Annotated in this window: 21 protein-coding genes and 1 tRNA gene; 6 read left to right on the top strand and 16 right to left on the bottom strand. The window is 63.1% G+C overall.

What is annotated here, in order from left to right:
* Nucleotides 1–81: 81 nt before the first annotated feature.
* From V6765_RS10380 to V6765_RS10320, 13 genes are all read right to left on the bottom strand, one after another.
* Entirely contained in the window at nucleotides 82–1,509 is a 1,428-nt protein-coding gene (locus tag V6765_RS10380; RefSeq protein ID WP_448428409.1) for a gamma-aminobutyraldehyde dehydrogenase, read from the bottom strand.
* A gap of 17 nt (nucleotides 1,510–1,526) precedes the next feature.
* A complete protein-coding gene (locus V6765_RS10375) occupies nucleotides 1,527–2,336 on the bottom strand; it encodes an ABC transporter permease (protein WP_448428407.1) in 810 nt (269 codons plus the stop codon).
* Nucleotides 2,326–3,273 carry an ABC transporter permease gene (locus V6765_RS10370; protein WP_448428405.1) on the bottom strand — a complete coding sequence of 316 codons (948 nt, stop codon included), beginning with the start codon at nucleotides 3,271–3,273 and terminating at the stop codon, nucleotides 2,326–2,328. The genes V6765_RS10375 and V6765_RS10370 overlap by 11 nt, the downstream gene beginning before the upstream one ends.
* Complete coding sequence (locus V6765_RS10365) at nucleotides 3,270–4,259, bottom strand: ABC transporter ATP-binding protein (protein ID WP_448428403.1); 990 nt, start codon at nucleotides 4,257–4,259, stop codon at nucleotides 3,270–3,272. Before V6765_RS10365 ends, V6765_RS10370 begins: the two co-directional genes overlap by 4 nt.
* Before the next feature lie 120 nt (nucleotides 4,260–4,379).
* Nucleotides 4,380–5,537 carry an ABC transporter substrate-binding protein gene (locus V6765_RS10360; RefSeq protein ID WP_448428401.1) on the bottom strand — a complete coding sequence of 386 codons (1,158 nt, stop codon included), beginning with the start codon at nucleotides 5,535–5,537 and terminating at the stop codon, nucleotides 4,380–4,382.
* A 149-nt stretch (nucleotides 5,538–5,686) separates the two neighbouring features.
* Nucleotides 5,687–6,595 (bottom strand): LysR family transcriptional regulator, encoded by a 909-nt coding sequence (locus V6765_RS10355; RefSeq protein WP_448428399.1) that lies wholly within the window; start codon nucleotides 6,593–6,595, stop codon nucleotides 5,687–5,689.
* A gap of 77 nt (nucleotides 6,596–6,672) precedes the next feature.
* A tRNA-Ser gene (locus V6765_RS10350) sits at nucleotides 6,673–6,762 on the bottom strand.
* A gap of 110 nt (nucleotides 6,763–6,872) precedes the next feature.
* Nucleotides 6,873–7,766, bottom strand: coding sequence for a carbohydrate kinase family protein (locus V6765_RS10345; protein WP_448428397.1), 894 nt, complete (start codon nucleotides 7,764–7,766; stop codon nucleotides 6,873–6,875).
* Nucleotides 7,763–8,812 carry an ABC transporter ATP-binding protein gene (locus tag V6765_RS10340; protein WP_448428395.1) on the bottom strand — a complete coding sequence of 350 codons (1,050 nt, stop codon included), beginning with the start codon at nucleotides 8,810–8,812 and terminating at the stop codon, nucleotides 7,763–7,765. Before V6765_RS10340 ends, V6765_RS10345 begins: the two co-directional genes overlap by 4 nt.
* Nucleotides 8,812–10,320, bottom strand: a complete 1,509-nt coding sequence (gene argH, locus V6765_RS10335) for an argininosuccinate lyase (protein WP_448428393.1) — start codon at nucleotides 10,318–10,320, stop codon at nucleotides 8,812–8,814. Before argH ends, V6765_RS10340 begins: the two co-directional genes overlap by 1 nt.
* A gap of 4 nt (nucleotides 10,321–10,324) precedes the next feature.
* Nucleotides 10,325–11,182: a carbohydrate ABC transporter permease gene (locus tag V6765_RS10330; RefSeq protein ID WP_448428391.1), complete on the bottom strand. Its 858-nt coding sequence runs from the start codon at nucleotides 11,180–11,182 to the stop codon at nucleotides 10,325–10,327.
* Nucleotides 11,179–12,129, bottom strand: coding sequence for a carbohydrate ABC transporter permease (locus tag V6765_RS10325; RefSeq protein ID WP_448428389.1), 951 nt, complete (start codon nucleotides 12,127–12,129; stop codon nucleotides 11,179–11,181). The genes V6765_RS10330 and V6765_RS10325 overlap by 4 nt, the downstream gene beginning before the upstream one ends.
* Nucleotides 12,130–12,143: 14 nt before the next feature.
* Nucleotides 12,144–13,394, bottom strand: a complete 1,251-nt coding sequence (locus tag V6765_RS10320; protein WP_448428387.1) for an extracellular solute-binding protein — start codon at nucleotides 13,392–13,394, stop codon at nucleotides 12,144–12,146.
* 261 nt (nucleotides 13,395–13,655) lie between these two features.
* On the opposite strand from V6765_RS10320, the gene V6765_RS10315 reads away from it, so the two are divergent.
* Genes V6765_RS10315 through V6765_RS10305 form a run of 3 tightly spaced genes read left to right on the top strand, consistent with a single transcriptional unit; the run spans nucleotide 13,656 to nucleotide 18,145 of the window.
* The gene (locus V6765_RS10315) at nucleotides 13,656–14,867 is read left to right on the top strand and encodes an ROK family protein (protein ID WP_448428386.1); all 1,212 of its coding nucleotides are present in this window, start codon (nucleotides 13,656–13,658) and stop codon (nucleotides 14,865–14,867) included.
* Nucleotides 14,868–14,886: 19 nt separating this feature from the next.
* Nucleotides 14,887–17,262, top strand: a complete 2,376-nt coding sequence (locus V6765_RS10310; protein ID WP_448428384.1) for a PIG-L family deacetylase — start codon at nucleotides 14,887–14,889, stop codon at nucleotides 17,260–17,262.
* Between the two features lie 4 nt (nucleotides 17,263–17,266).
* Nucleotides 17,267–18,145, top strand: coding sequence for a DMT family transporter (locus V6765_RS10305; protein WP_448428382.1), 879 nt, complete (start codon nucleotides 17,267–17,269; stop codon nucleotides 18,143–18,145).
* A gap of 6 nt (nucleotides 18,146–18,151) precedes the next feature.
* Here V6765_RS10305 and V6765_RS10300 read toward each other — a convergent pair whose 3' ends face one another.
* From V6765_RS10300 to V6765_RS10290, 3 genes are all read right to left on the bottom strand, one after another.
* Nucleotides 18,152–19,144 (bottom strand): MDR family oxidoreductase, encoded by a 993-nt coding sequence (locus V6765_RS10300; RefSeq protein ID WP_448428380.1) that lies wholly within the window; start codon nucleotides 19,142–19,144, stop codon nucleotides 18,152–18,154.
* 69 nt (nucleotides 19,145–19,213) lie between these two features.
* Complete coding sequence (locus V6765_RS10295; RefSeq protein ID WP_448428378.1) at nucleotides 19,214–20,137, bottom strand: pseudouridine-5'-phosphate glycosidase; 924 nt, start codon at nucleotides 20,135–20,137, stop codon at nucleotides 19,214–19,216.
* Entirely contained in the window at nucleotides 20,130–21,260 is a 1,131-nt protein-coding gene (locus V6765_RS10290) for a carbohydrate kinase (RefSeq protein WP_448428376.1), read from the bottom strand. Before V6765_RS10290 ends, V6765_RS10295 begins: the two co-directional genes overlap by 8 nt.
* A gap of 233 nt (nucleotides 21,261–21,493) precedes the next feature.
* Here V6765_RS10290 and V6765_RS10285 point away from each other — a divergent pair, with 233 nt between their 5' ends.
* The 3 genes from V6765_RS10285 (at nucleotide 21,494) to V6765_RS10275 (ending at nucleotide 24,395) form a co-directional block, all read left to right on the top strand.
* Nucleotides 21,494–22,708, top strand: coding sequence for an NADP-dependent isocitrate dehydrogenase (locus tag V6765_RS10285; protein WP_448428374.1), 1,215 nt, complete (start codon nucleotides 21,494–21,496; stop codon nucleotides 22,706–22,708).
* A 118-nt stretch (nucleotides 22,709–22,826) separates the two neighbouring features.
* The gene (locus V6765_RS10280) at nucleotides 22,827–23,453 is read left to right on the top strand and encodes a glutathione S-transferase family protein (protein ID WP_448428372.1); all 627 of its coding nucleotides are present in this window, start codon (nucleotides 22,827–22,829) and stop codon (nucleotides 23,451–23,453) included.
* A gap of 150 nt (nucleotides 23,454–23,603) precedes the next feature.
* On the top strand, nucleotides 23,604–24,395 hold the full coding sequence (locus tag V6765_RS10275) for a phytanoyl-CoA dioxygenase family protein (protein WP_448428370.1): 792 nt from the start codon (nucleotides 23,604–23,606) through the stop codon (nucleotides 24,393–24,395).
* Nucleotides 24,396–24,399 lie beyond the last annotated feature (4 nt).

Below are 24,399 nucleotides of genomic sequence, written 5' to 3'. Positions count from 1 at the left end.
CGACGCCTCCGCTTTCCGCAATATCTCCGATCTCCCCGGCATAAAGGGGAGATCGGGGCTTTAGTCTGGCTTTGTCGCGCTCTAGCCGTGACTGATCATCACATGGCGGACGACCGTGTAGTCTTCCAGCGCATATTGCGACATATCCTTGCCGTAGCCGGATTGCTTCAACCCGCCATGGGGCATTTCATTGCACAGCATGAAATGGGTGTTGACCCAGGTGCAGCCATAGCGCAGCGCAGCAGATGCCGCCATCGCCTTGCCGACATCCTTCGTCCAGACCGACGAGGCCAGACCGTAATTGGAATCATTGGCCCAGCCGATCACATCGTCTTCGGCGGTAAATGGCGTCACGGAGACGACGGGACCGAACACCTCGCGGCGGACGATCTCATCATCCTGATTGGCATTGGCAACCACCGTCGGCTGATAGAAGAAGCCCGGCCCTTCCGGCACCGCGCCGCCGGTGGCCAGTTCGATATGTCCGGTATCCAGCGCGCGCTGGACAAAGCTTGCCACCCGGTCGCGCTGGCGTTCGGAAATCAGCGGGCCGATCTCATTCTTGGTATCGTCGGGATCATTGTAGCAAATGGTCGATACCGCGCTCGACAGATCGGCGACGAGCCTGTCGTAGATCGACTTTTCCGCATAGATGCGGCAGGCGGCGGTGCAATCCTGCCCGGCATTGTAATAGCCGAATGTGCGGATGCCCTCGACCACCGCCTCGATATCGGCATCGCCATAGACGATCACCGGCGCCTTGCCGCCGAGCTCCAGATGGGTGCGCTTCACGGTCTTGGCCGCGGCCTGCAGGATCTTGCGGCCGGTGGCGATGTCGCCCGTGATCGACACCATGTGCACGCCGGAATGGTTGATCAGTCCGTTGCCGACCGTCTCGCCGCGCCCGAGCACGACATTGACCACGCCTTCCGGCAGGATCTCGGCCATTACCTTTGCCAGCTTCAGCGCGGTCAGCGGGGTCTGCTCGGAGGGTTTGAACACCACCGTATTGCCCCCGGCAAGGGCAGGCGCCAGCTTCCAGGCCATCATCATCAACGGATAGTTCCACGGCGCAATCGAGCCGATGACGCCGACGGGATCACGCCGGATCATGGAGGTGAAGCCATCCAGATATTCGCCGGCAATCATGCCCTGCTGGGTGCGGATCGCGCCGGCGAAGAAGCGATAGCAATCGACGATCGCCGGGATCTCGTCCTGGAGCACCGCATTGATCGGTTTGCCGCAATTGAGCGCCTCGAGCGCGGCGAAGCTTTCCGCCTCCTTCTCGATCCTCTCCGCGATCGCCAGCAGATAGGCCGACCGCGTTGCCGGCGTCGTGCGCGACCAGCCGGCAAAGGCTTTCGTCGCCGCGCCTACCGCCCGGTCGATCTGGTCGGCGGATGCTTCCGGCAATTCAGCGATCAGCTCTCCGGTCTTCGGATTGAGGACGGTTTCGCTCTGCTCCTCCCCGTTCACAAGGTCGGCGCCGATCAGCATTTGTTTTTCCATGTCGAAGCTCCGTTGGTTCATTTTCCGCTCCCGCCGATGTCCTCGGCGCCGCGGGTCAGGTAATAGGCAAGAAGGATCGGGAAGAAGGTGACCAGCACGACAACCATGGCCACCACATTGGTGACCGGCCTTTCGCGCGGGCGGATCAGCTCTTCCAGCATCCAGATCGGCAGGGTCTGCTGCTGGCCCGCGGTAAACGTCGTCACGATCACCTCATCGAAGGACAGCGCGAAGGCCAGCATGCCGCCGGCCAGAAGCGCCGTTGCGATATGCGGCAGGACCACATGCCAGAAGGTGGCGAAACCGTCCGCGCCGAGATCCATCGACGCCTCGATCAGCGATGACGATGTCCGGCGAAACCGGGCAACCGCATTGTTGTAGACCGTCACCACGCAAAAGGTGGCGTGGCCGATGACGATGGTCCAGATCGAGAAGGGAATGCCCGCCTCGCCAAAGGCTGTGCGCAAGGCGATGCCGGTGACGATCCCCGGCAATGCGATCGGCAGGATGACCAGAAGCGAAATGCTCTCGCGGCCGAAAAACCGCGTGCGCGAGACGGCAGCCGCCGCCAGCGTGCCAAGCACGAGCGCTACCCCCGTGGCAATGGCGGCAACGCGCAGCGACAGGCCAAGCGCTGCCCAGACATCGGGACGGTTCCAGGTGGCGGCAAACCATCTGAGCGTCAGCCCCGGCGGCGGCCACTGATAGGAGCGTTCTTCCGTCGTGAAGGCATAGACAAAGATCAGCAGGATCGGCAGATGCAGGAACAAGAGCCCGCCAAAGGCCGCGAGCCTGAGCATCAGGGGGCTGCGAACATCAGAGTGCATTGAACGCCCCCGCTTTTTTGGCCAGCGCCAGATAGATGACCATGATGACAATCGGCACCACCGAGAAGGCGGCGGCCAGCGGTACATTGCCGGCGGTGCCCTGCTGCACATAGACCGCCTGGCCAATGAACAGCCGCGACGGGCCGACGATCTGCGGGATGATGTAATCGCCGAGCGTCAGCGAGAAGGTGAAGATCGAGCCGGCGACCGCGCCGGGCAGCGCCAGCGGCAGGATCACATGGCGAAAGGTCGCGCCGCCGTTTGCGCCGAGATCGGCCGAAGCCTCGATCAGGTTCATCGGCACGCGCTCCAGCGCCGCCTGCATCGGCAGGATCATATAGGGCAGCCAGATATAGACGAAAACGATGAAGGTGCCGAGAAAGCTCACCGACAGCGACGAACCGCCAACCGCCGGCAGCGCCAGCAGACCGTCAAGCAGAAAGGTCAGATGCAGTTTCGACAGCACCCAGGTGAGGATACCCTCCTTGGCGAGAATGAGCTTCCAGGCATAGACCTTGACCAGATAGGACGACCACAGCGGCAGCATGGCGCCGAGATAGAACAGCGCCTTGGCCTTTCCCCTGGCATAGCGCGCGGCGTAATAGGCGATCGGGAAGGCAATGACCGCACTTGCCAGCGTGACGCTCGCCGCCATGACAAGGGTGCGCAGGATGATATCGGCATTGGCCGGGCGCAAAAGCTCCAGATAGGATTTCAGCGTGAACTGGTGAATGACGAGACCGGAAAACTCGTCGATCGAGAAGAAGCTTTGCGCCAGAAGGTTGAGCAGCGCGCCGATATAGACGATGCCGAGCCACAGAAGCGGCGGCAACAGCAGGGCGGCGGCAAGCAGGCCCGGCCGTCGCCAGAACAGATCGCCGGCGGCAATGCGCAGCTTCGCGGGATGTGCCCGTCTGCCGAGACCATCAGCGATCATGATGCCAGCACCCACATGTCATCCCTGCGCCAGTGCACGGCGACCTGCTCGCCGGAAACCGGTGCGTCGGCGGAAACGGCGGCATGCAGCCGCTCGCCCTCGACCTCCATCGCAAGCCGCTTGGTCGCGCCGAAATAATTGACGGTCAGAAGCCGCGCCGTCACGGTGATCTCGTCCGCGCCCCTCCCTTCGCCAAGCTGGATCTTTTCCGGCCTGAGACTGACGGCATGGTCGCCTGCCCCATGGCGGGCGGCGAAACCCGGTGACAGCACGTTGGAGGAGCCGACAAAATCGGCAACGAAACGCGTCTTTGGCCGGTTGTAGATCTCTTCGGGCGTGCCGGCCTGCACGATCTTGCCCTTGTTGAACACCGCCACCCGGTCCGCCATGGAGAGCGCCTCCCCCTGATCATGGGTGACGAAGACGAACGAGATGCCAAGCTGCTTTTGAAGAAGCCGCAATTCTTCCTGCATCTGCTCCCTGAGCTTCAGGTCGAGCGCGCCGAGCGGCTCGTCGAGCAGCAGCACTTTGGGCCGGTTGACCAGCGCCCGCGCCAGTGCCACGCGCTGGCGCTGACCGCCGGAAAGCTCCGATGGCTTGCGCCCGCCCATATCGGGCAGCTTGACCATCGCCAGTGCCTTTTCGGCCTCCCGGTAGCGTTCCGCCCGGGCGACACCGCGCACCATCAGACCGTAGGCGACGTTGTCGCGGACGCTCATGTGCGGAAACAGCGCGTAGTCCTGAAACACGGTATTGACGTCCCGCCGCCATGGCGGCACGGCGGCGATATCCTCGCCGAACAGCGATAGCCGCCCCGCGCTCGGCTTTTCAAAACCGGCAATCATGCGCAGGCAGGTTGTCTTGCCGGAGCCCGACGGCCCGAGCAGGGCGAAGAACTCTCCTGCCCCCACCGCCAGATCGACGCCGTCAACGGCGCGGACCGAGCCGAAAACCCGGCTGACATTCTCAAGTTCGATGGCATTCATAAGTTTGATCATCCGCTTGGCGACCACCGGCGGCAAAGATCATGCCGCCGGCAATGGCACGGGTTTGACCGGCCATTGGTTGCTGAGGGTAAGGCGCGTTTCAGCTTCGCGAGAAGCGGCCTACCGGCCGCCCAGCACCGCGATATAATCGGAGACCCAGCGGTAATAGGGAACGCAGCTTTCCTGGCTTTCGCACTTGGTGACCGGGGTGCGCCAGAACTTGATCTTGTCGAAATCGTCAAATCCGTTGGTGGAGCAGCCTTCATCGGTCAACAGTTCATTGCCCTTGCAGGCCGCCGGCACCACCGGATTGGAGCCGAACCAGGCCGCGACATCGCCCTGAACCTTCGGCGACAACGAATGCTCCATCCACATATAGGCGCAATTGGGATGGGCAGCGTCCGCGTGAAGCATCGTCGTGTCCGCCCAGCCGGTCGCGCCTTCCTTCGGGATCACCGAGGCAACGGGCTGTTCCTCATAGGCAAGCATGTTGACCTGGAACGGCCATGAGCCGGACGCGACGACGCCCTCATTCTTGAAATCGTCCATCTGCACATAGGCATCGTGCCAGTAGCGGGTGACGAGTTCGCGCTGCTGGCGCAGCAGATCGAGGGCGGCGGCATACTGGTCCTCGTTCAGCTCGTAGGGATCCTTGATGCCGAGTTCGGGCTTGTGGCTCATCAGATAGTTGGCGGCATCGGCGATATGGATCGGCCCGTCATAGGCCTCGACGCGGCCCTTGTTGGACTGTCCGTCAGGCAGGGTCATTTCCTCGAAAACGACGTTCCAGCTGTCCGGCGGCGTGGTGAACACATCGGTGTTGTACATCAGCACATTCGGACCCCACTGATAGGGAACGCCGTAATGGACGCCATCGACCGTGAACCAGGCCGCGTCCTTCAGCCGGTCATCGAGCGTGGCCCAGCCCTTGATCAGATCGGTGTTGATGGGCTGAACCCTGTTTCCCGCGATCAGTCGCAGCGAGGCGTCGCCGGAGGCGGTCACGAGGTCGAAACCACCCTCGTTCATCAGCGCCACCATTTCATCGGAGGTCGCGGCGGTCTTGACGTTGACCATGCAGCCGGTCTCTTCTTCGAACGCGCTCACCCAGTCATAGGCGGCATCGGTTTCGCCGCTTTCGATATAGCCCGCCCAGGCAACGATATCGACTTCGCCCTCGCCGGGACCGATTTCGGTTTTCATATCGGCGGAAAAGGCGGGCACAGTAGCGCCGAAAACCAGCGTCAGCGCGGTTGAAAGGCACAACAATTTTCTCATCAATGTTCCCCTTTTTTGGATCGCAGCCGTTTTCGGCCTCTCCTCAAAACTCTAGCGGGAAACTTCGCTTTCACAATTTCTTTTATATCGACAGTGATTTCGGTTTTTCCGAATTCACTGCGTAAGTAGCTTGAAGAATTACCGATTTTCTACCGCAATCGGGGGATGCGCTGCGCCTGAGCGAGCTCAATAAAGTGTTTGAGCGGCTCCGAGAGCGACAGGCCGCGCCGCCAGATCATCCCGACATGGACCGCCGGCAGGCTCGCGGAGATATCGCGCACCTCGATCCGGTCCCCTTCAAGCGACCAGGGCCGGTAGATCATATCCGGCAGGATTGCCACGCCAGCGCCGGTCGCGACAAGGCTGCGCACGGCCTCGACCGAACGGGTGCGAAAGGCGACCCGCGGTCGCGCGCCGAAGGCTGCGAGCAGCTTGCGGGTCGCCTCCTCGATTTCATCGACCGTCAGCATGATCAGCGGCTCCTCGACGATATCGGCCATGGTAATCGACTCGCGCCCGACCAAGGGATGGCCGCTTGGCAACCAGAGACTGAAAGGCGACATTTCCAGCGCCTGGGACCGCAGCGCCTGCTGGTCCCTGAGATTGTTGATGAACATCACCGCCACATCGACCTCGCCGCCGACCAGGAGATGTTCGAGATAGCTGCCGTCATCCTCCATCGTGGTCACCGTGACAGCGGGAAAGGCGCGGCGATAGCGGGAGAGAAGGTCGGACAGGACATAGCCTGCGACCAGCGAGGTTACGCCCAGATGAAGCGTGCCGGTGGTCTCGGCGGTCGCCGCATCGAACACCGTGCGCGCCTCGGCGACATCGGACAGGATTTTCGTCGCATGCCGGAGAAACTGGTGCCCCTGCTGGGTGATGGTCAGGCCGCGCGAGTGGCGCTCGAACAGGCTGACGCCCAGATCGCGCTCCAGCTCCTTCACCGCCCCCGTGATCGAGGATTGCGAGACCGACATGACATGGGCCGCGCCCGAAACCGTGCCCTGTTCGGCCACGGCAACGAAATACTGCAACTGTCTGAACGTAAATGCCACAGGCCCGCTATCTCACCATTGGTCCGCTACAGCAAACGCAATCAGGGAGTTTAACCTCGAATTTTTGCAAAAATCCATGGCGGAGAGGAAGGGATTCGAACCCTCGATACCATCTCTGGTATACTCCCTTAGCAGGGGAGCGCCTTCGACCACTCGGCCACCTCTCCGGTCCGGCCCTGATAGGCGTTTTTCGCACGTCGATCAAGACGCTCGTTGTTTTTCCGCTGAAAAAAGCAGACGCCGTAACCGGGGCGCGGAAACAGGGCGGTCAAAGGGCTCAGACCTTTCGCCGCACGGCGCCGCCGGCGACCTGAACGGCGCGGCTGCCGGCCCGGATCGCGGCGGCAAGGGCTGCGGGCAGTTGCGCCCCGGAAAGCCAGCCATTGACGAAACCGGCGTTGAAGGCATCGCCCGCGCCGGTGGTGTCGACGACCGGGACGGTTTCCGCCGGGTGATGCAGGACCTGCTCGGTGGAAGCGGCATAGCCGCCCCCCTCACCGGCCTTGATGCTGACATAGGGAAAACGCGCCTTCAAAACGTCCAGCATGGCGGTCGGGTCGCGCTCGCCGGTGATCGCACGGGCCTCCTCGAGGTTCGGCAGAAAAACGTCCACGCCCCGGCAATTTTCCAGCAATGACGGATCACCGATCAGCGCATCATCCCAGCTCGGATCGAGCGAGACCGTGAGGCCGGCGGCTTTGGCGCGGGTGACGAGGTCCGGCATTTCGGCAAGCGTCGCATATTCGGCAATGTGCAGATGGCGGGCGCGCGGCCACGCAAGAGCCGCATCAAGCGTGGATGGCTCCGCCGCCCCTGCCCTCCGTGTCAGGAAGGCGCGTTCCGAACCGATCACCGAGGCGACGGTAAGCTGCGGCCCGGCATCATCGGCGCGTTCCACAAAGGAAATGTCGATGCCGCTGTCCTGAAGCTGGGGATCAATCGCCATCGACATCGCGTCGCGGCCAAGGCGTCCGACAAGGGCTGCATGGCGGCCGACATCGACGAAATGCGCGGCCGAGATGAAGGCTCCACCGCCGGCGGCAATCGTCAGATCGTCGGCAAACACCTCGCGCCCCAGCACCGGCATGCGCGGAAGCCCGGTAAAGATCAGGTCGCAGTAAATCCGGCCGACGCAGAGGACGGCCGACCCTTCATCATGTCCGGCTGTCATCTGCGGCCCAGGCTCTTTTCCGTCTTGGCGTCGAACAGATAGAGTTTTCCCGGCATGACGGCGCATGTGACCGCCGCGCCGACCGCCGGCGACACCGTGCCCGGCGAGGTGGCGATCACGTTCTCGCCGCCAACAACGAGATGCACCATCGTTTCCGGCCCGAGCGGCTCGACCGCCTCGACCTTGCCTTGAAGCGTCAGGATCGCATCCGGCGGCGCTTCGCCATCAACGACGGCGACGAGATCATGTGGGCGGATGCCGACGAGCACATCGCGGCCTTCCGCGATGGCCTCGCCGGGTTCACCGAGATTTCCGGCCTTCAGCATGTTCATCGACGGCGAGCCGATGAAACGGGCGGTGAACACGTCGGCGGGATGTTCGTAAAGCTCCACCGGCGTGCCGGTCTGCAGGATATTGCCGTCCTTCATCACCACGATCCGGTCGGCCATGGTCATGGCCTCGATCTGGTCGTGGGTGACATAGACGGTGGTGGTCTTCAGCTCCTGATGCAACTTCTTGATCTCGATGCGCATCTGGGCGCGTAGCTGGGCGTCGAGGTTGGACAAGGGCTCGTCGAACAGGAAGGCTGACGGATTGCGCACCATCGCCCTGCCGATCGCGACCCGCTGGCGCTGGCCACCGGAAAGCGCCGCCGGGCGGCGTTCGAGATAATGGGTGAGGCCGAGAATCCGGGCCGTCTCATCGATCCGGGCATTTTTCTCTTCCTTGGAAAGCTTCGCGGTGTAGAGGCCGAAGCCAATATTCTGGCGCACGGTCAGATGCGGATAGATGGCGTAGTTCTGGAACACCATCGCGATGTTGCGGGCTTTTGGCGCGCGCTCATTGACCACGTCGCCGCCGATCCGGAGCGTACCGCCGGAGATTTCCTCCAGCCCCGCGATCATGCGGAGGGTCGTCGACTTGCCGCAGCCGGACGGGCCGACGAACACCACGAACTCGCCATCGGCGATCTCGAGATCGATGCCATGAACCGCTTCGACCTTGTCGTAACGCTTAACCAGTTTTTCCAGTGCGATTGAAGCCATTATGCTTTTCCCCTCAACCGTTCGAAGCGGGCAGCGAGCTCCGCGCTTGCCGCCGCCAGGCGGGCGGCCTGCTCATCGGCCTGTTGCTGATAGTTCCCGAGCGTATGGCGGTAGCCGGCAATGGCGTTGCCGAGCGGCTCTTCCGCCGGCCCGCCGTAACGGGCGCGCACGCTGACAAAATATTCGGGAGAGACGATCTCTCGGAAGGCGGCCTCATCCAGCGCGGTCTCGCGTCCGGCATGGGCGGCGAAGGCCTTGCGGAAGGGCGCATAGCCATCGCTTGCGAGTGCGCCGGAGGCGGCAACGACGGCGCGGGCGACGTCGGCAGCAATCTCGTGGGCCTGGCGGAAGGAGAGCTGCTCGCGCCGCACCAGCGAATCCGCAAGCTCGGTGATGGTGATGCAGGAGCGGTCGAGATTGGCCGCCACCCGCTCGCCATTGATCCGGACGGCCGAGATCAGGCTGGCCATCAGATCAAGCACCCGGAAGCCTGTCTCGAAGGCCTGATAGCCCATCGCCTGGGTCTCGCCCTCGCTGTCGTTCATGTCGGTGAACGGCGTGTTGTGCATCACCGTCAGCACCGTCTGCGCCCGGCCGACAGTCTGGCTTGCGAGATGGCGCATATGTTCGATCGGCACCGGGTTGCGCTTCTGCGGCATGATCGAGGATATCTGCACCAGCGCGTTCGGCACATAGAGCTGGCCGACCTCGAAGCTGGTCCAGAACTGGAAATCCTGGATCAACCGGCCGAGGTGAAGAAACATGAGTTCGAGCGCCGAATAGACGCCGGTCACATAGTCGACGGCGGCGATGCAGCTATAGGAATTCTGCAGCGGCGCCGAAAACCCTAGCAGCTCCGACATCATATGGCGGTCGATCGGGAACCCCGATGTGGTGATCGCGGCGGCGCCCATCGGCGACAGATCGACCGTCCTGCGGGCCTCGAAAAGCCGCGCGATATCGCGCGACAGCACCTCGATGGCGGCGCCGAGATAATGGCCGAAGGTGGTCGGCTGCGCGGGCTGGCCGTGGGTATAGGCAACGATCAGCGTCGCCTTCTCGCGCTCCGCCGTGTCGATCATCGCCGAAAGCAGGCCGAGCGCCTTGCCGAGCGCGACGTCGATATAGCGGCGCAGGCCGAGCTTGAACAGCGTGTGGTCGATATCGTTGCGCGAGCGGGCAGTGTGCAGGCGTCCGCCGAGATCAGGCCCGAGCCGGGTTTTCAGTTCCTTCTCGATCAGAAAGAAGAAGTCCTCGACCTCGCCGGTATATTCGAGCGCGGCAGGTTCGACTTCGGCATCGATGGCGACCAGCGCGTCGGCAATCTTTCCGGCCTGTTCGGCGGTGAGAATGCCGGTTTCGGCGAGCATCACCAGATGAGCGCGATCAATGGCGCGGAAACCGTCGACGAAATGCGTCTTCGCACCGTCGAACAGCGGTTTGAGGACCGTTTCCTTATACACGGGATCGGGAAATTGCGTGGTGTCGTTGTTGGCTGGGTTCTGCATTTTCTTATCCCTTGACGCCCGCCAGCATCACGCCGCGCACGATGTAGCGCTGGAAGATGAGGAAGACGAGAAGCGTGGGTATGGTCGCAAGCGCCGCCCCTGTCATGATCATCTCCCACTGGATCGCGGCTTCGACGGCGAAGCTCGAAAGGCCGACGGGCAGCGTGTAGAGCTCACTCGAGGTGGTGACAATCAGCGGCCAGAAGAAGGCGGTCCAGTTGCCGAGGAAGGTGAAGATCGCAAGCGCCGAAAGCGCGGGCGCGACGAGCGGCATGGCGATCTTCCACCAGATGACGAATTCGTTCATCCCGTCGATCCGGGCGGCTTCCATGAAGTCATCCGGCACACCCTCGAAGAACTGGCGCATCAGGAAGGTGCCGAACCCGGTCATCATGCCGGGAAACATGATGCCCCAATAGCTGTCGAGCCAGCCGAAATTGGCCGACATCAGATACCACGGGATCACCAGCATTTCAGTCGGGATCATCAGGGTCGAGAGGATCGCGAGGAAGATGAAGCGGCGGCCGCGAAAGCGGAATTTCGCCAGCGTGTAGCCGACAAGACTGTCGAAGAACACGTTCGAGCAGGTGACGATGGTGGCAATCAGCAGCGAGTTGAAGAACCAGCGCCCAAAGCCGGTGGTCGTCAGCACCTTCACATAGTTCGAAAAGGTCGGGTCCTGCGGGATCAGCCGCAGGTCATAGACCTGGCTTGCGGGCTTCAGCGATGTGGAGAACATGAAGAGCAGCGGCGTGATCATGATGATGCCGCCGATGAAGAGCAGCGTCCACATCAGCACCCTGCCCGGCCGCACTTTCGGCTTGTAACGCGAGACCGCGTCCTGTTGGCGAAGTTCGCTCATGACTTGTCCCTCAGGATCCAGAGCTGCAGCAGTGATATGACGAGGAGAATGAGGAAAAGAACCACGGTTTGCGCCGCCGCATAGCCCATCTGGTAGGATGAGAAGGCAGACTGGTAGATCATCAGCACGAGCGGCTTGGTGGTGCCAAGCGGACCGCCCGGATCATTCGTGGTCATGTTGTAGACCTGGTCGAAGATCCTCAGGAAACCGATGGATGACAGCACGACCAGAAAGACGGTGGTCGGCTTCAAAAGCGGCAGCGTGATCTTGCGCAGGATCGCCCATTCGCCGAGCCCGTCGATCCGCGCGGCCTCGTAAAAGGTCGTCGGAATGGCGCGGAGCCCCGCCATGAAGATGATGATCTGGAAACCGAGGCCGGCCCAGATCGCCGTCACCATGATCGAGGGCAGCGCCTGGGTGGTGGAGCGCAGGAAGGGCTGCTGCGGCAGGCCGAAGGCGGCGAGCACATCGTTGATCACGCCGATGGGAGCCGGCTGATAGAACCAGCGCCAGACCCAGGCCATAGCCGCCGCCGTCGTCAGGAACGGCATGAAATAAAGCGCGCGGATGAGGCCGTGACCGAAGCGCACGCGATCGAGGAAAAAGGCGATGGTGAAGGACAACACCAGCGAGATCGGCGTGCCGAAGATAAGATAGGCGAAGGTGTTCTTGAACACCTGCCAGAAATCCGGATCGGCGAAGAGCTTGGTATAATTCTCGAAGCCGATGAATTTCGGCGGACGCATCAGGTTCCAGTCCGTCAGCGACAGCCGGAAGGCGTCGAGTGTCGGATAGAACCGGATGACGCTGTAAAACAGCACCGGCAGCGCCAGGAAGGTCCAGACCCAGACAAGGCGCTTGGTGTGCATGGAGAAGCGGTCGGCAAAGCCGCCGCCCTCGGGGCGGCCGGCGGCCGCCCCCTTGGTGTTTTCCGCCTGAAGAGACATTGGCTCGATCCGGCTTACATCGCGTCGTCGATGATGGCCTGCTCTTCCTCGGCCGCTTCCTTGATGCTGTCGGCGGGCGACTGGCCGTTCAGGAGCACCCGGTTGGCCATGTCGATGGCAACCTGCCGCTGGGCGGCCTCATCCACGAACAGCGTGGTGTGGGCATAGTCGAGCCCCTTGAGGAACGGACCGTAGATCGGGTTCGACGTGTTCTCGTCGGTCAGCGCCACCGCGCGGCGCGCCGGCAGTTCGCCAACCACGTCGAGCCAGATGCTCATGGCTTCGGGCGAGGTCAGATAGGTGAGGAATTTTTCCGCCGCCTCGAGCTCCTCGCCCTCAACCTTGGCGCCGATGCCGTTTGCGAAATAGCTCGAATAGTTGGAGCGCATGCCATCGGCATTGGCCGGAAGTTCGGTCACGGCCCAGTCGAAATCCTCGATCTGGCTGAAGGAGCCGAGACGGAAGGTGCCGTCAATGGTCATGCCCGCCTTGCCGGCGCGGAAAGCGGCCTGGCCTTCGTCCATGAAGCCGGACTGGCCGATCTTATCCACGAGCTGCAGATTGGTATAGAATTCCAGCGCCTCTGTGCCTTCGGGGCTGTCATAGGTCACCTTGCGATAATCGTCGGCATAAGGTTCGCCGCCGAACTGGCGCACCAGCACCTCGCGCCACCACTGGTGGTCCTGGCCGGCCATGTCGAGCGTCATGCCCTCGGTCACCATATTGCCGGCGTCGTCGAACTTGGCGATGGCCTTGCCGGCGGCGACGAGCTCATCCAGCGTCTGCGGCGGGTTTTCCGGGTCGAGACCGTTCTCCTCGAAAAGCTTCTTGTTGTAGAACAGCGCCAGCGAACGCACCGCCGTCGGCAGGCCGTAATATTCGCCGTCGCGCTTCATCGCCGTCACGATCGGGAAGAACTCGCTCTCGATCTGGTCATGCGGGAATGCTTCCTGCGGCAAAGGCTGCAACAGGTTGCCGGCCACGAACTTGTCGAGCCAGCCATAGAAAAGCTGCATCACGTCCGGACCCTTGCCGGCCATGTTGGCGGCGACGATGCGGGTCTGGTAATCGGCGTAGGGAAAGGTTACCTGCTTGACGGTGATATCCGGATTGGCTTCCTCGAACTTCTCGATAAGCTGATCCATCGCATTGACGCGGGTCTCGTAGATATACTGCCAGTACTCGATCTCGACCGCGTTCGCCGGGGCGACGGAATAGAGGCTGATGCCGGACATCAGTCCGGCGAGCAAAACTGCCTTGCGCATAATTCTCTCCACTTCCCATGACGGCCGCCACGGCCCTCTGGGCTTTTGTTCCCGAAAAGCCGTCATCCCTCTCGGTGGCGGCCGTTGTTTATCCCTGCCGGCGCCCGCTGTTACGGCGCGCCGGGGACGTCGCAATCCCGACGCCTCGTCATTACGGTCGCGTGACATCGCGGTTTTGTCAATAACATAATCTAATTGAATTAATATATTGACGTTAGAAACGGCGCGGATCAGACTGACGACATCAGAAAGCGGAATGAAATGAACGAGAAGTCGCGCGGGCAGTTCGCCATCGGCAACAATCCGGAACGCAACAGGGAGCACAATCGCCGGGTCGTGCTCGATCTCGTGCGCCAGCATGGGATGCTCGGCCGCATGGAGATCGCGCGCCAGACCCAGCTAACCGCCCAGGCCGTCGCCAACATCGTCGACGACCTTGTCGGCTCCGGCCTGCTGATCAGCACCGGCAGGCGCCGTTCCGGCCGCGGCCAGCCGCCGATCCAGTTCGCCGTCAATCCGGAAGGGGCCGCCACGATCGGCGTCGAGATCGCCACCGACCAGATGGTGGTGACCGTGCTCGATCTGACCGGCGTGCTCCGCTACAAGCGGATCGTTGCGCTTTCCGACACCACGCCGGAACGCTGCCTGCCGGTCTTTGCCCATGAGGTCGAGCGCGCGCGCAGCGCCTTCGATTCGCCTCTGCTCGGCGTCGGCGTGGTGATGCCCGGACCATTCGGCATCGAAGGCATGAGCTTCGTCGGCCCCACCACTCTGCCCGGCTGGAGCGGCATCGACGTAAAGGCCGCGCTGAGCGAGGCCTGCGGCATGGAGGTCGCGCTGGAAAACGATGCGGCCGCCGCCGCCGTTGCTGAACGGCTGTTCGGCGCGGGCCATGCGATCTCGCATTTCTGCATGCTCTATTTCGGCACCGGCATCGGCCTTGGCATGATCCAGGACGGCGCGCCCTATCGCGGCGCTTTCGGCAATGCCGGCGAGATCGGCCATGTGCCGGTGGTGCCGTCCGGAAGGCTTTGCCCCTGCGGCCAGCGCGGCTGCCTGGAGCGCTACGCCTCGCTTCACGCGCTTCATGAAAAATTCGACTACTACGGCAAGGAACGTCCGCAGATATCTGAAATAGAAGAACTTTTTGAATCCGGTGACAAAGTGGTTGAAGAGTGGATCAACGAGGCGGCCGCACACCTCTCCACCGTCATCGGATTGCTCGAAAACATCTTCGACCCGGAAACGATCATCTTCAGCGGCGCGTTTTCCGACAGCGTCATGGATGCGGTGATCGCCCGGCTGCCGCCGCTTCCGCCTTCCGTCGCCGCCCGCGCCGGGCGCAAAGAGCCGCGGGTGATGCGCGGCCAGACAGGTCAGTACACGGCCGCGCTGGGTGCTGCCGCCCTGCCGCTTTTCGAAATCCTGACACCGAAACTGGAAACATCGCCATCTGATCAACAGGTGGCCTGAAACAATCACGGGGAACAGCATGCTTACGCCGCGCCAGCGCATCGAACAGGAAATGTCGTCTTCCGCCCATGTGCGGCTCTACCGGGCGCTGACGCGGCTGACCTCGCCGTTGACGATGATGAACACCGGCGCCCACCCCGATGACGAACAGTCCGGCATGCTCGCATGGTTGAGCCTCGGCCTGGGCATACGGGTAATCATCGCCTGTTCCACGCGCGGCGAAGGCGGGCAGAACGTGCTGGGTCCCGAACGGCTCGGCGCGCTCGGCGTGCTCAGAACCCGCGAGCTGGAAGAGGCCGCCCGCGCGCTCGATGCCGATATCCACTGGCTTGGCCACGGCCCGGATGACCCGGTTCACGACTTCGGTTTCTCCAAGGATGGCGATGCCACATTCGCCCGCTGGGGCGAGGACCGGATCGTCGAGCGGCTGGTGCGCGCCTACCGCGCGGAGCGGCCCGATATCGTGATCCCGACCTTTCTCGACGTGCCGGGCCAGCACGGCCACCACCGTGCCATGACCCGCGCCGCCGAGACCGCGATCCGGCTTGCGGCCGATAACACCGCCTTCCCCGAGCATTTCACCGAGGGCCTGACGCCATGGAAAATGGCAAAATACTACCTGCCGGCATGGTCCGGCGGCGGTGGGACCTATGATGACGACCTGCCCCCGCCCCCCGCAACGCTGACCATTGAGGTCCATGACAAGGACCCGGTCACCGGCGCCGATTACGACCGCATCGGCGAATGGTCGCGCTATTACCACGCCTCGCAGGGCATGGGCTGGTGGCCGGAACGCCCGGACCATGTCTGGCAGCTTCATCTGCTGCGCGGCGACAAGGCCGGCATGCCGGAGGCCACGATCCTCGACGGCCTGCCGTCGACGCTTGAGGATCTTGCCCCCGAAGGCGCGCTCGGCGCGGCACTCGCCGCTGTCGATGAGGTGATAGCCGCGGCGCTGGCCGCCTTCCCGAATGCCGATGCCGTGCAGCAGTGCCTTGCCGAGGCGGCGGCTCGGATCGAGGCGGCGGAAGCTGCCGCCGATGAGACTTTCCGCACCCTCCATGGCCACCGTCTCGCCCGCAAGCGCGCCGAGATCGACGCAGCCCTGTTCGAGAGCGCGCAGGTCTTCGAGCGGGCCTATGGCGAGGTCGACTACCTGACGCCGGGCGGAACCGCGACGCTGACGGTCGTGCTCGCCGAGGGCGCGGACGCCACCGTGACGCCGAGCCTGCCGGAGGGCGTCCGCGTCGCCGACGCCACCGTGGCCGATGGCATCCACCGCTTCACGCTAGCCGCCGATTCCGACGCACCGCTCTCCAACCAATACCCGCCGCTCTGGTCCTCGCTTGGCGGCAATGGACCGGTTTCCGTGACGCTTTCGGCCGGCATCGCCGGACGCGAAGTGACGTGCAGCTTCGACCTAGAAGCCGCCCTTCCGCTTGCGCCGGCCCATTCCCTCACGTTAAAGCCATCGGCATTTATCGTTCCACTTCAAAAGCTTCCGTCGGAACTTTCATTTACCGCTGACACCGACCTGCCACTTCACTTCAAGAGCGTTAACGGTTTCGAGGTCACCGGCGAAGGTGAAAGCTTCAAGGTTAAAATACCTTCCAGCCCCTCCTCCGGCCTCACCGTCATGACGCCCGAGATCGACGGCAAGCCGGCGGCCAATATCACCAGCTTCAGCTATCCCCATATCGGCCGCAACCGCTTCGTCCGGCCGGAGTTGCTGAACGTTCTGACCCTCGATCTCGAGCTCCCGAAAGGCGCGAAGGTCGGCTATATCGGCGGCGGCGCGGACAATGTCGGCGTCTGGCTGCAGCGCATGGGGCTCGACGTCACCGAACTCGACGCCAACGCGCTGTCGGGCGATCTCTTGGCCTTCACCACGATCGTGATCGGCATCTTCGCCTTCGGCACGCGACCGGACCTTGCGGCGGCCACGAAGAAGCTTCACCGCTTCGTGGAAGACGGCGGCCACCTTGTCACCCTCTACCACCGTCCCTCCGACGGCTGGAACCCGGAGACGACACCGCCGCACTATCTGAAGATCGGATCGCCATCGCTGCGCTGGCGCGTCACCAATCCGGATGGCGAGGTCGAGGTGCTGTCGCCCGACCACACGCTGCTCGCCGGCCCGAACGTCATCGGACCGGAAGACTGGGCCGGCTGGCACAAGGAGCGCGGGCTCTATTTCGCTTCCGAATGGGACGACGCCTACGAGCCGCTGCTCGCCATGCATGATGCCGACGAGAAGCCGCTCACCGGCGCGCTCGTCTCGGCCGTCATCGGCAAGGGTCGGCACACCCATACGAGCCTCGTGCTCCACCACCAGATGGACCGCCTCACCCCCGGCGCTTTCCGGCTGATGGCGAATCTCGTTCAGCCGGCATGATCCCGTGAGCGCCCCGGCACCGCCGACCGAGGACAAGAACGCGGCGGGCCAGGGCGTCGCATGGCTCTTGGCCGACATGACGCTAGTGACCTTCATGAGCGTATTGGTGAAGGCCAACAGCGTCGCCTATCCGGCGATCCAGCTCGTCTTCATCCGCGCCCTGATCGGCCTCGTGTTCATCCTGCCGATGATTTTTCGCAATCGCGCGGCGCTGATGAACATCCGCTATCCGCTGCGCAATGCCTTTCGCGTCACCTGCAACGCGATCGCGCTGACCTCGAACTTCCTCGCCTTCGCCATGCTGCCGCTCGTGCTCGTGAACGCGCTCGGCTTCACCCGGCCGCTGGTGACCATGGGACTTGCGGCGCTTCTGCTCGGCGAAACGGTCAGCCGGCTCCGCTGGCTCGGCGCGGGCCTCGCCTTCGGCGGCGCGCTGATCATCGTCGCGCCCGGCGAAATGGCGTTTCATCCCGGCCTGCTGGTGGTGCTTGCCAGCATCGTCTTCGGCGCGATGGCGACGATCCAGACCCGGCGGCTGAAGGACGAAAGCACGATCGTGATGATGGTGTTCTACACCGTCGGCCTCGCGCTGCTGACCGGCATCCCCGCCCTCATGCTGTGGCAACCCGTGCCACTCGCCCACTGGCCGGTGCTGGCGCTGATCGGACTATTGGCACAGGCCGGACAATATTGCTGGCTGAAGGCCTATCAGAAGAGCGACGCAAGCGTGCTCGCCCCGTTCGGCTATCTCTCGGTGTTCTTCTCCGCCGCCGCCGGTTTCTTCTTCTTCGCCGAGGTGCCCCCACCGCGCATTTTCATCGGCGTGGCAGTGATCCTGCTTGCGCTCCAGGGAACGCGGTGGATGGAGGCGCGGCGGCGATAGGCGGCGCTACGCCACCTTCACGATCAGCCGTCCGCGCACCTTGCCGGCCAGAATGTCCTCCGCGGCCTGCGGCAGGCCCTTAAGATCGATCTCGCCGGCGGTGACGAGGTCGATGTGCTCAGGCGTCAGATTGTTCTGCAGCAACCGCCATGCGGCCTCGCGGCGCTTGGGCGCGGCGAACACGGAATCGACGCCGATCAGCGTGACCGCGCGCAGGATATGCGGCATCACCGTTGCGGGAAGATCGGGGCCGCCGGCAAGGCCGCAGGCGGCAACCGCGCCGTCGCGCACCGTCTGCGCCAGAACATTGGCGAGCGTGGTCGAGCCCACGCTGTCGACGGCGCCCATCCAGCGCTCTTCCTGCAACGGCCTGCCGGCTTCCGACAGCGTCTTGCGGTCGATGAAGTCCTTCGCGCCGAGCCGGCGCAGATAGTCATGGGTCTCCGGCCGGCCGGTGGAAGCGGTCACGTGAAAGCCGAGCGCTGAAAGCAGCGCCACCGCATAGGAACCGACGCCGCCGGCCGCGCCCGTAACAAGCACGCTGCCGCCATCTGTCGACAGATTGCCCCAGGCGAGAAGCTGGTTGACGCAGAGCGCCGCCGTGACGCCTGCCGTGCCGATCGCCATTGCCTGACGCTGGTCGAAGCCGTCCGGCTGCTTCATCAGCCATTCCGGCTTCAGCCGCTGATAGGCCGAGAAGGCGCCCCACTCCGTCTCCGAAAGGCCGGAGCCGGTGGCAATCACCTGGTCGCCGGGCTGAAACGCATCGCTTTCCGATTCGACCACCGTGCCGGCGATATCGATGCCCGGGACCATCGGAAACCGCCGGGCGATCCGCCCCTTGCCCGTAATCGAAAGCCCGTCCTTGTAGTTCAGGCTGGAATAATCGACCCGCACCAGCACCGGCAGAGCGGGCAGGTCTTCGCGTTTCAGCTCCGTCAGCACGGCGGCGGGGTGGTCCTTGTCGCGGATCAGCAGCGCGGGAAAGGTCTCGGTCATCGCGGTCTCCTCGGGTTCTGCGATTTTGCACCGGAGAGTAACGAGACCCGCGCGAAACGCAATCCGCCTTCAGGCGAGCGCTGCAACCCTTGCGACCGCGATCCGTGCGGCGAGCGCGGCATTGTTCTTCACCAGCGCGATGTTGGCCTTTAGGCTGCGGCCTTCCGACAGCTCGTTGATCCGCGCCAGCAGGAAGGGCGTTAGCTCCTTGCGGGCAATGCCCCGCTCATCGGCCTCGCGCACCGCATCGTCGATCGTGCCGTCGATGAATTCCGGCGTCAGCGCATCGGCCTCGGGCACCGGATTGGCGATTAGCATGCCGGTTCCGGTCGAAAGCCCGTCATGAGCGATCATGGCGGCGGCGATTTCCTCGGCGCTGTCCAGCCGATGGTCGGCCTTGAAGCCGCTGGAGCGGGTGAAGAAGGCGGGAAAATCATCGCTGCGATAGGCGATAACCGGCACGCGCTGGGTTTCGAGATATTCCAGCGTCTTCGCAATATCGAGGATCGATTTGACCCCGGCGCAGATCACCGTCACCGGCGTGCGGCCGAGTTCGGTGAGATCGGCCGAGATATCGAAGGTCTGCTCCGCGCCGCGATGCACGCCGCCGACGCCGCCAGTGGCGAAGATCGGGATGCCGGCCAGCTCGGCGATCTTCATCGTCGCGGAGACCGTGGTGCCCGCCGTCTGGCGCTTGACGATCGCCACCGAGAGATCACGGCCGGACGCCTTGACAACGCCGTCCTCGACCTTCGCGAGCCGCTCGATGACGTCGCGGTCGAGGCCGGCATGAAGCTTGCCGTCAATCACGGCGATGGTGGCCGGCACCGCGCCGTTTTCGCGCACCACGGCTTCAACGCCGAGCGCGGTTTCGAGGTTTGCCGGATAGGGCATCCCGTGCGTGATGATGGTGGATTCCAGCGCCACCACCGGCTTATTCTGCGCCAGCGCTTCCCTGACCTCCGTGCCGAGGACGATTTCGATGTCAGACACGTGCTTCTCCTTCGAATGGTGCGAGGCGGTGAAGATTGGCCTCGACAAAGTGTGGGGACATTTGCGGATGAACGCTCGCGGCGCTCTCGGTCGTCAGCGCCGCGATCAGCGCACCGCGCCGCGCGGCCTCGTGCAGCGCGCCGCTGTGCAGGTAATGATGCAGGGTTCCGGCAATCATCGCATCGCCGGCCCCGGTCATATCGACGGGGCGGGCTTCAACCACCGGCACAAGGATCGCCCCGCCGCCATTGGCAACCACGGCGCCGAGCGTGCCGGATGTGAGGATAACCGCGGACGCACCGGCTTCGATCAGCGCTTTCGCAGCATTCTCCATACCATTGATATCTCTGGTATAAGTTGATCCGAGATAGGCGGAAGCCTCGTCCAGATTCAAAAACAACAGGTCGACGCCGGAAAGATCCCTAGGCAGCTTCATCACTTTCGGCGTCGACACCGCGTCGATCGCCAGCTCGAACCGTCCGGCACGCCTCTGCTCGATCAACGCGGCAAGGGTTGCCGCCGGCAGGTTGCAATCGGCAAACACCAACCTTGCCGCAGCAAGCGATGGCGCGGCGTTGGCGATAAGCTCCGGCGTCATGCGGTCGAAGATCGCCATGTCGGCAATGCCATAGGCAAGGTCGCCGCCGGGCTCCAGAATGGCGGCATATTCCGCCGTCCGCTCATCCGGCAACTGAAAGAGATTGGCGACATCGATGCCGCGGGCGCCGAGATGCCGGGCGAGATCGCGCCCGCTTTCATCCGCGCCGACAGCGGAGACGAAGCTGACGCCGGCACCGAGCGCTGCCAGGTTTTCGGCGACATTGCGCGCCACGCCGCCAAAGCTGCGCATGCCCTCAACCGGGTTGGAAGTGCCGGCGATCAGCGGCGCGCGGGCAAGGTATTTGCGGTCGATCACCGCCCCGCCGACAACCGCCACCCGCCCCTCTTGCGGCAGCAGATAGCCCCGCCCGAGGATATGGCCCTTCTCGGTAAGCCGCACGACATGGGCTGCCACGGCGGAACGCGACAGACCGAGCTGGTCGGCCATCTGCTGCTGACCGGCAAACGGGTTCTCCCGGATCAGAGCCAGCAGTGCCTGCTCAGCTTCGTTCAGATCGGACATGTCACCTTCCCTTGCCGCAGGAATGCTGGGCGCTTCATCGCGCGGAACAACTCTCACAACAATAGTTACATTCATAACACTTGTTATGTCATCAATCCAGAGGCGGATAGCCTGCGAACGCACTTTTCGCAAAGTTTCGACGCGCCATGCCTTTTTTCCCCGCGACCGCGATGCTATAGCCCTCGGGAAACGTTAAAACACGGGCTTTCAGGCCCAGCAGACGAGGAAGAAGCATGACGAAGATCAAGGTGGCTAACCCGGTTGTCGATCTCGACGGCGATGAAATGACGCGCATCATCTGGCAGTTCATCAAGGACAAGCTGATCCTGCCCTATCTCGACCTGCCGATCGAATATTACGACCTTTCGGTCCAGAACCGCGACGCCACCGACGATCAGGTCACCGTCGATGCCGCCAACGCCATCAAGAAGCACGGCGTCGGCATCAAATGCGCGACCATCACGCCCGATGAAGCCCGCGTCGAGGAATTCGGCCTGAAGAAGATGTGGCGTTCGCCCAACGGCACGATCCGCAACATTCTCGGCGGCGTGATCTTCCGCGAGCCGATCATCATGCAGAACGTGCCGCGCCTCGTGCCCGGCTGGACCCAGCCCATCATCGTCGGCCGTCACGCCTTCGGCGACCAGTACCGCGCAACCGACTTCAAGTTCCCGGGCAAGGGCAAGCTTTCGATCAAATTCGTTGGCGAGGACGGCAAGGAAATCGAGCATGAAGTGTTCGACGCCCCCTCCTCCGGCGTTGCCATGGCGATGTACAACCTCGACGATTCGATCCGCGACTTCGCCCGCGCCTCGCTGAACTATGCCCTGATGCGCGGTGTTCCCTGCTACCTCTCGACCAAGAACACCATTCTCAAGGCCTATGACGGCCGCTTCAAGGACCTGTTCCAGGAAGTCTATGAGAACGAATTCAAGGCCGAGTACGAAAAGAAGAAGATCTGGTACGAGCATCGCCTGATCGACGACATGGTCGCGGCCGCCCTGAAATGGTCCGGCGGTTACGTCTGGGCCTGCAAGAACTATGACGGCGACGTCCAGTCAGACATCGTCGCCCAGGGCTTCGGCTCGCTCGGCTTGATGACCTCTGTTCTGATGACGCCGGATGGCAAGACGGTCGAAGCCGAAGCCGCCCACGGCACGGTGACCCGTCACTACCGCCAGCACCAGAAGGGCCAGGAAACCTCGACCAACTCGATCGCCTCGATCTTCGCGTGGACGCGCGGTCTCGCCCATCGCGGCAAACTCGACGACAATCAGGACCTGATCCACTTCGCCGAAACGCTGGAAAAGGTCTGCGTCGACACCGTCGAAAGCGGCCACATGACCAAGGACCTGGCGCTCCTGATCGGCCCCGACCAGCCCTGGCTCTCGACCACCGCCTTCCTCGACAAGATCGACGAAAACCTCCAGAAGGCCATGGCGGCCTGAGGCCCACGCCTTCAGCGATAAATACCGAAAACCCGGCCCTCGCGCCGGGTTTTTGCTTGTGGACTTGCATTATCGCCGTCAATCAGCGAGAACATAAAAAGAACATCGGGAGACACTCATGAGCAAGATCACATTTTACACAAACCCGCTATCGCGCGCGCGGATCGCCCGCTGGATGCTGGAGGAAGTCGGGGCCGATTATGAGCCACGCATCCTGACCTATAACGGCACGATGAAGGAACCGGCCTATCTGGCCATCAACCCGATGGGCAAGGTGCCGGCGATTGTCCATGATGGCAATGTGGTGACGGAATGCGCGGCGATCTGCGCCTATCTCACCGACGCCTTTCCCGAGGCCGGGCTTGCGCCGCCGCCTTCCGAGCGCGCTTCCTATTACCGCTGGCTGTTCTTCGCCGCGGGCCCGTTCGAAGCAGCCATCGTCAACAACAGTTTCGGCTTTGTCGTGCCCGCGGAACGGGAACGCTCGGTCGGCTACGGCAACTTCGAGCATGTCATGGATACGCTCGACAAATTGCTGTCGGAAAACCGCTTCGTTGCCGGCGACAGTTTCACCGCCGCAGATGTCTATGTCGGCGCTCAGGTCGGCTGGGGCCTTCAATTCGGCACGATCGACAAGCGCGATTCGTTTGCGGCCTATGCCGAACGCATTGCCGCCCGTCCGGCCTTCATTCGCGCCAGCAAGCTGGATGACGAGGCGGCTGCTGCCGAGCAGACCCAAACCTGACTTGTCCCCTCGGACAGCCAGTGTAGAATGAAGCGATGATGATGAAGGCAACATTTTTTCCGCTGAACTGAGAACGCCGCCCCGCGCGGGTTTTCAGATTTGGTTTTAACGGGGCCGCGCCATGCGACGCCCCGCAGGAGAAATGTTGATATGCCAGAACATCATTCTGTCGACCTGAGCGACGCTCAGGTCTCATCCTTTATCAAAGACGGTTATGTGCGGGTCGACGACGCCTTCAGCGCCGCGCTTGCCGAGGAGTGCCGCGCAGCGCTGTGGCGGGCGATGGGGCTATCCCCGGATGCGCCGGAGACCTGGACCGAACCGGTGATCCGGATCGGATCGATGGTCTCGCAGCCCTTTGTGGACGCTGCCAACACGCCGCGCCTTCACCGCTGCTACGACCAGTTGGCGGGCAAGGGACGATGGCTCGCGCCCCGCGGCCTCGGCACCTTCCCGATCCGCTTTCCCTCGCCGACGCCTGCCGGCGATAACGGCTGGCATGTCGATGTCAGCTTCGGCTTCGACAACCCGGACTTCATGGAATGGCGCGCGAATGTGAAGAGTTCCGGACGGTCTCTCCTGATGCTGTTCCTGTTTTCCGATGTCGGAAAACACGACGCGCCCACCATCATCCGGGTCGGGTCGCACGCCGCGATCGCGCGGCAGCTTCTGCCGCATGGCGAGGCGGGTCTGTCCCTGCGGGCGCTCTCGGCTGACGGTTACGCCTCGACCGCGGATTGCCCGGAAGTGGAGGCGACGGGACCGGCGGGGACGGTCTATCTCTGCCATCCGTTCCTGGTACACCGCGCCCAGCCGCATCGCGGCACGACGCCGCGCTTCATGGCGCAGCCGCCGCTGCTGCCTGTCGGCGCGTTCGATCCCGCGCTTCCGCCCTCTCCGGTTCAGATCGCTATCCGGCGAGCCTGCGGGCTCACCTTCTGATGCT

The organism is Martelella sp. FOR1707 (genome assembly GCF_053484265.1).
This window is presented reverse-complemented; position numbering and strand designations above follow the sequence as displayed.

Coding starts and splice junctions, on each gene's coding strand:
- V6765_RS10375 (WP_448428407.1), bottom strand. CDS start 2,336: ATGCACTCTGATGTTCGCAGCCCCCTGATGCTCAGGCTCGCGGCCTTT.
- V6765_RS10315 (WP_448428386.1), top strand. CDS start 13,656: ATGAACGAGAAGTCGCGCGGGCAGTTCGCCATCGGCAACAATCCGGAA.
- V6765_RS10370 (WP_448428405.1), bottom strand. CDS start 3,273: ATGATCGCTGATGGTCTCGGCAGACGGGCACATCCCGCGAAGCTGCGC.
- V6765_RS10345 (WP_448428397.1), bottom strand. CDS start 7,766: ATGACAGCCGGACATGATGAAGGGTCGGCCGTCCTCTGCGTCGGCCGG.
- argH (WP_448428393.1), bottom strand. CDS start 10,320: ATGCAGAACCCAGCCAACAACGACACCACGCAATTTCCCGATCCCGTG.
- V6765_RS10320 (WP_448428387.1), bottom strand. CDS start 13,394: ATGCGCAAGGCAGTTTTGCTCGCCGGACTGATGTCCGGCATCAGCCTC.
- V6765_RS10380 (WP_448428409.1), bottom strand. CDS start 1,509: ATGGAAAAACAAATGCTGATCGGCGCCGACCTTGTGAACGGGGAGGAG.
- V6765_RS10360 (WP_448428401.1), bottom strand. CDS start 5,537: ATGAGAAAATTGTTGTGCCTTTCAACCGCGCTGACGCTGGTTTTCGGC.
- V6765_RS10310 (WP_448428384.1), top strand. CDS start 14,887: ATGCTTACGCCGCGCCAGCGCATCGAACAGGAAATGTCGTCTTCCGCC.
- V6765_RS10290 (WP_448428376.1), bottom strand. CDS start 21,260: ATGTCCGATCTGAACGAAGCTGAGCAGGCACTGCTGGCTCTGATCCGG.
- V6765_RS10300 (WP_448428380.1), bottom strand. CDS start 19,144: ATGACCGAGACCTTTCCCGCGCTGCTGATCCGCGACAAGGACCACCCC.
- V6765_RS10275 (WP_448428370.1), top strand. CDS start 23,604: ATGCCAGAACATCATTCTGTCGACCTGAGCGACGCTCAGGTCTCATCC.
- V6765_RS10280 (WP_448428372.1), top strand. CDS start 22,827: ATGAGCAAGATCACATTTTACACAAACCCGCTATCGCGCGCGCGGATC.
- V6765_RS10330 (WP_448428391.1), bottom strand. CDS start 11,182: ATGAGCGAACTTCGCCAACAGGACGCGGTCTCGCGTTACAAGCCGAAA.
- V6765_RS10365 (WP_448428403.1), bottom strand. CDS start 4,259: ATGAATGCCATCGAACTTGAGAATGTCAGCCGGGTTTTCGGCTCGGTC.
- V6765_RS10340 (WP_448428395.1), bottom strand. CDS start 8,812: ATGGCTTCAATCGCACTGGAAAAACTGGTTAAGCGTTACGACAAGGTC.
- V6765_RS10285 (WP_448428374.1), top strand. CDS start 21,494: ATGACGAAGATCAAGGTGGCTAACCCGGTTGTCGATCTCGACGGCGAT.
- V6765_RS10325 (WP_448428389.1), bottom strand. CDS start 12,129: ATGTCTCTTCAGGCGGAAAACACCAAGGGGGCGGCCGCCGGCCGCCCC.